The organism is Metabacillus niabensis (genome assembly GCF_902829255.1).
Taxonomy (GTDB): Bacteria; Bacillota; Bacilli; order Bacillales; family Bacillaceae; genus Metabacillus; species Metabacillus niabensis.
Genome location: NZ_CADEPK010000401.1, coordinates 1 through 6,248, shown reverse-complemented (window position 1 = coordinate 6,248; position 6,248 = coordinate 1). Strand labels below are relative to the sequence as shown.

General features: G+C 39.5%; 5 protein-coding genes. 4 read left to right on the top strand and 1 reads right to left on the bottom strand.

All coding sequences use genetic code 11. From position 1 onward, the window contains the following. Positions 1–377 precede the first annotated feature (377 nt). From hpf to prfB, 4 genes are all read left to right on the top strand, one after another. Positions 378–929: a ribosome hibernation-promoting factor, HPF/YfiA family gene (hpf, locus tag HU235_RS22590; protein WP_095299772.1), complete on the top strand. Its 552-nt coding sequence runs from the start codon at positions 378–380 to the stop codon at positions 927–929. Positions 930–986: 57 nt separating this feature from the next. Continuing rightward, positions 987–1,892: a ribokinase gene (gene rbsK, locus HU235_RS22585; protein ID WP_174881670.1), complete on the top strand. Its 906-nt coding sequence runs from the start codon at positions 987–989 to the stop codon at positions 1,890–1,892. A gap of 242 nt (positions 1,893–2,134) precedes the next feature. Next, positions 2,135–4,645 carry a preprotein translocase subunit SecA gene (secA, locus tag HU235_RS22580; protein ID WP_174881669.1) on the top strand — a complete coding sequence of 837 codons (2,511 nt, stop codon included), beginning with the start codon at positions 2,135–2,137 and terminating at the stop codon, positions 4,643–4,645. Between the two features lie 353 nt (positions 4,646–4,998). Further along, positions 4,999–6,100 (top strand): peptide chain release factor 2 gene (prfB, locus tag HU235_RS22575; RefSeq protein WP_141231498.1). Its coding sequence is split into 2 segments (ribosomal slippage): positions 4,999–5,070 and positions 5,072–6,100, totalling 1,101 coding nucleotides; the frame shifts between segments, so codons are not numbered across the junction. 64 nt (positions 6,101–6,164) lie between these two features. Here the strand turns inward: prfB and HU235_RS25440 are convergent. Continuing rightward, positions 6,165–6,248: IS3 family transposase (locus HU235_RS25440; protein ID WP_325100938.1), on the bottom strand; the 84-nt coding region annotated here is incomplete at its 5' end.

Below are 6,248 nucleotides of genomic sequence, written 5' to 3'. Positions count from 1 at the left end.
GGCATAAAAAATATGAATAATAGGCAATTTACACTTATTTTTAAGATAGATTCTAAGAAGAAAATCAAAAATTAAAAAGGCATTTGGGAAAGAAAGCTTTCCCAAATGCCTTTTGTCTTCAATCTGAGTAACCATAGTTATTATGGTTGCTTTTTTATTTGTGCGAATTTTTTGCAGTAAATCAAGTTATTTGAAAACCCTTACATATCTAGAACACCTTCCGCATATACTACTACACCCCACCACACAATAAATTCCAATCGCTTTTTCTACAAATTATCACAATTTTTTCACATCTTTTTCGATAATAAGCAGGAGTTTGGCAGGGTAACATAGAATATTGTATACATAGCTTTATCAAAAAGGAGGAGTTCTACATGAAATTTAACGTCAGAGGGGAAAACATTGAATTAACTCCAGCTTTAAGAGAATATGCAGAAAAGAAAATTGGTAAGCTTGAACGGTACTTCGATGAATCAGTTGATGCAAAGGTCAATATTAACCTGAAGTACTATAATGATCAGGATTCTAAAATCGAGGTTACAATCCCGATGACTGATTTAGTGCTACGTGCAGAGGAGCATAACCAAGATATGTACGCGGCAATTGATTTAGTTGTAAATAAATTAGAACGTCAAATTCGTAAACATAAAACAAAAGTAAACCGCAAATTGCGTGAGCAAGGAGATCCGAAATTTGTGTTTAATAACGTACTCCCGGAGGATAATGCTACAGAGGAAGAGGACACACAAGAGCTTGTTCGTACTAAGCGCTTTAACCTAAAGCCAATGGACAGCGAGGAAGCAATTCTTCAAATGGACATGCTTGGTCACAACTTCTTCGTCTTTACAGATGCGAAAACGAATAAAACGAATGTTGTATATAAACGAAAAGATGGAAAATATGGCTTAATTGAGCCACAAGTTTAAAATAGATAAATCGACAGCGCCTCCTTAAAGGGCGCTGTTTTTCATAAGGAGAAGGAAATGATACAACCAAAAATCACCGTAATCGGCAGCATCAATATGGATTTAGTTACAAGAACATCAATCATTCCAAAAGTAGGAGAAACCGTCCTCGGGGAAAGCTTCCATACGATCCCTGGTGGTAAGGGAGCAAATCAGGCGGTAGCAGCTGCAAGATTAGGTGCAGACGTTACTCTTATTGGCTCTGTTGGGAATGATGGGTTTGGAAGCATGCTAAAGGAGCATTTACAAAAACAAGGCATAAACACTGAATATATTAAAACGGTGGAGGGAATATCAACTGGAATAGCTGCGATAACCTTATCAGAAGGAGACAACAGCATCATTGTCGTATCTGGAGCAAACAATGAAGTCACTCCAGCATTAATCACAGATTATGAACAAGTAATCGCTAAAAGTGACCTCATTCTCTTACAACTAGAAATCCAAGTGAAAGCAGTAATTGAAGCTGTCCGTCTAGCAAAGAAACATAAAGTACCTGTTATCCTAAACCCAGCGCCAATTCAAAAACTACCAAGAGATCTGCTATTACAAGTAGACTACTTAACACCAAATGAGCATGAACAAACGATGCTGCTCTCTAGTATAGATGAGGATGAATTATATGACATGAAAGAAAAATGCATCGTCACCAAAGGAGCAAATGGAGTTACAATCTATCAACATCAAAAAGAAACAACAATCCCGTCCTACAAAGTAAATGCCATAGACACAACCGGTGCCGGAGACACGTTTAATGGAGCCTTAGCCGTATCACTAAGCAAAGGCAAAACACTCCAAGAAGCATGCAATTTCGCCAATGCAGCAGCAGCCCTCTCCGTCACAAAACTCGGCGCACAAACAGGAATACCAACACTTGAAGAAGTAGAAACCTTTTTGGGGGACAGTCCCCAAAACAACATCTAAAAGCAAAAAAACGTTAATTTTGAGTAAAACGGGGACAGTCCCCAAAATGTTCAATTTCTTGTGTTCATTGAGTTATATGAAATCTCTGTTGGAAATGATGTTGAAACGGGGACTGTCCCCACACATATGCCTCTCCACATACGTCCCTGTTGTACCATATCCCAAATAGTGCTAAAATAAAGGATGGTTTATAATATGAACTATTTGAATGATTTCACTCTAAATACAGAGGAGCGTTTTGAATGCTTGGAATTTTAAACAAGGTGTTTGATTTAAACAAACGTGCGTTAAATCGTTATGAGAAAATGGCGAATCAGATTGATGCCTTGAGTGGCAAGATGAGCAGTTTATCTGATAATGAGCTTAAAGCAAAAACAGAAGAGTTCAAAGGTCGGCTTGCCAAGGGTGAGACACTTGATGACCTTTTAATAGAAGCTTTTGCTGTTGTTCGTGAGGCAGCAAAGCGTGTATTAGGATTGTATCCTTACAAGGTGCAATTAATGGGGGGTATTTCACTACACGAGGGAAATATCTCAGAGATGAAAACAGGTGAAGGGAAAACATTAACTTCAACTATGCCTGTTTATTTAAATGCACTTTCAGGTGAAGGTGTGCATGTTGTAACGGTCAACGAATACTTAGCAAGTCGTGACGCAAATGAAATGGGTCAGCTTTATGAGTTTCTTGGCTTAAAGGTAGGCTTGAACTTGAACTCCCTTACAAAGGATGAAAAGCGTGAAGCCTATGCTGCGGATATTACGTATTCCACAAATAATGAATTAGGCTTTGACTATTTACGTGATAACATGGTTCTTTATCGTGAACAAATGGTTCAACGCCCATTAAATTTTGCCGTTATCGATGAGGTTGACTCCATTCTTATTGATGAAGCGAGAACACCGTTAATTATCTCGGGACAAGCTGCAAAATCGACCAAGCTTTATCTACAAGCAAATGGCTTTGTACGTCAATTAAAACAAGATGAAGACTTTACGTATGATGTGAAAACAAAGGCTGTTCAGTTAACTGAGGAAGGAATTACGAAGGCTGAACGTGCTTTTGGTATCGATAATTTATATGACATTACGCAAGTTGCACTTAACCATCACATTAACCAAGCGTTAAAGGCGCATTTTGTCATGCAAAAAGATGTTGATTATGTCGTTGAGGACGAACAGGTTGTCATCGTTGACTCGTTTACAGGACGTCTAATGAAAGGACGTCGTTACAGCGACGGTCTTCACCAGGCAATCGAAGCAAAAGAAGGCTTAGAAATTCAAAATGAAAGCATGACACTTGCAACGATTACCTTCCAAAACTACTTCCGGATGTATAAAAAGCTCGCTGGTATGACTGGTACAGCAAAAACAGAGGAAGAGGAATTCCGCAATATTTACAACATGCAAGTTATTGCGATTCCAACAAATCGACCAATTGCCCGTGAGGATAGAGCTGATTTAGTCTACCGTTCAATGGAAGGGAAATTCCGTGCTGTTGTTGAGGATGTCAAACAACGCCATGACCTTGGTCAACCGGTTCTAGTTGGGACAGTAGCGGTTGAAACATCTGAATTAATTTCCCAGCTTCTAAAGAAAAAAGGTGTTCCACATCATGTGTTGAATGCGAAAAACCATGAGAAGGAAGCGGAGATTATTGAAAATGCTGGGCAATTAGGTGCGGTGACGATTGCAACGAACATGGCAGGTCGTGGTACTGACATCAAGCTTGGCGAAGGTGTTATTGAAAAGGGTGGTCTTGCGGTAATTGGTACAGAACGACATGAATCACGTCGTATCGATAACCAGCTACGAGGACGTTCTGGACGTCAAGGGGATCCAGGTATTACGCAATTCTACCTCTCAATGGAGGATGAATTAATGCGTCGCTTTGGATCGGAAAATATGATGAATATGATGGATCGACTTGGTATGGATGATTCACAACCAATCCAAAGTAAGATTGTCACTCGTGCCGTAGAATCAGCACAAAAACGTGTTGAAGGAAATAACTTTGATGCACGGAAACAACTGCTTCAATATGACGATGTGTTACGCCAGCAACGTGAAGTTATTTACAAGCAACGCTTTGAAGTATTAGATTCTGATAACCTGCGGGAAATTGTTGAAAAAATGCTTGTTTCTACAATTGAGCGTGTTGTTGATTCATATATGCCGAGGGATGAGGACGAGGATGCTTGGAATTTAGAAGGCATTGTCGATTATATGAATGCAAACATCCTTCAAGAGGGTGAGCTTGAAATCAACGATCTTCGTGGTAAGGAACCTGAAGAAATCGCACAAATGATTAAGGAAAAAGCGATTGAGCGTTATAATGCGAAGGAAGAAGACTTCGGTGAAGAGCAAATGCGCGAGTTTGAAAAGGTTATTCTTCTTCGTGCTGTTGATTCAAAATGGATGGATCATATCGATGCGATGGATCAGCTTCGTCAAGGTATTCACCTTCGTGCTTACGGACAAAATGACCCACTTCGCGAATACCAAATGGAAGGCTTCGCGATGTTCGAAAACATGATTGTAGCCATTGAGGAAGAGGTTGCGAAATTTATTATGAAAGCACAAATCCGCAACAACCTTGAACGTCAAGAAGTAGCAAAAGGTCAAACAGCGGTTCATGCGAAAGAAGGCGACGAGCCAGTAAAGAAAAAGCCAGCTCGTAAAGTAGTAGAAATTGGCCGAAATGATCCGTGTATTTGCGGAAGCGGCAAAAAATATAAAAATTGCTGTGGACAATAATAATTCTTTGAAAATTATCGGCACTTCTCAAGGTTTGTTGAGTTCGAACTAAAAACTAAGTTAATGGTTGATTGGATCTGAAGTATAAGACTCCTGCGGGATGCGTGGGATAGGTGAGACGTGAGCAGGTTTACCAAGGAGGCTCACCACCCACCCCCGCGAAAAGCGAGTACTGTAAAGGAAATCAACCAAAACACGAACTTAGTAAAAGACAATAAAGATACAAAAACATATGATAAAAGAGTCATAACCATATAAAAGGGGAAAAATAGATGCAACAATCTGAGAGAGGTGACAGCCACCTCTCTCTTGTTTCGAAAAATATTTTCTAAAATCATATAGAGGTGACTGGAATGGAATTAGTAGAAATTCGTCAAGAGCTTGAAAAAACAGCTAAACGTTTAGCGGACTTTAGGGGGTCTCTTTGACCTCGATATAAAGGAAGCGCGTATTCAGCAGCTTGAAGGGCAAATGACTGCACCTGATTTTTGGGATAATCAAAATGCAGCTCAAGCTATTATCAATGAAACAAATGCGTTAAAGGAAATGGTTGACCAGTTTCATGAACTAAATGAATCATATGAAAACCTCCAATTAACGTATGAACTTGTAAAGGAAGAAGAAGATGCTGATTTACAAGCTGAGCTTTCTTCTGAAATTAAAGAAATTGTAAGTAAATTAAATGATTTTGAATTACAGCTTCTTTTAAGTGAGCAGCATGATAAAAATAACGCCATCTTAGAGCTTCACCCAGGTGCTGGTGGGACTGAGTCACAAGACTGGGGCTCAATGCTACTTCGTATGTACACTCGTTGGGCTGAGAAAAAGGGCTTTAAGGTTGAAACGCTTGACTATTTACCTGGTGATGAAGCGGGGATTAAAAGCGTAACCCTTCTAATTAAAGGACATAATGCGTATGGTTATTTGAAAGCTGAAAAAGGTGTTCATCGTCTAGTCCGGATTTCTCCGTTCGATTCTTCTGGCAGACGTCACACATCATTCGTTTCCTGTGAAGTAATGCCAGAATTTAATGAAGAAATCGATATTGAAATCCGTACCGAAGATTTAAAAATTGATACGTATCGTGCAAGTGGTGCCGGTGGACAGCATATTAACACAACTGACTCAGCTGTTCGGATTACCCATCTTCCAACAAACATCGTTGTAACATGTCAAACGGAGCGTTCTCAAATTAAAAACCGTGAGCAAGCGATGAAAATGTTGAAGGCGAAGCTTTATCAAAAAAGAATAGAAGAGCAAGAAGCAGAGCTTGCAGAAATTCGTGGTGAGCAAAAGGAAATCGGTTGGGGAAGCCAAATCCGTTCATACGTTTTCCATCCCTATTCAATGGTAAAAGACCATCGTACGAACACAGAAATTGGGAATGTGCATGCGGTCATGGATGGAGAATTGGATCCGTTTATCGATGCGTATTTACGTTCGAAATTATCATAAGAAAAAACATTCAAGCAGTGATTTGAACTGTACCCTTAAAAATAGACAGTTAATAAAAAGTCCTTTATGCACTTAGTAGATGGCCTCGGTACTGTTCCGGGGCCATCTTTTTTAATCCCCATTGATATCGGTATGAATTATAGTAAAC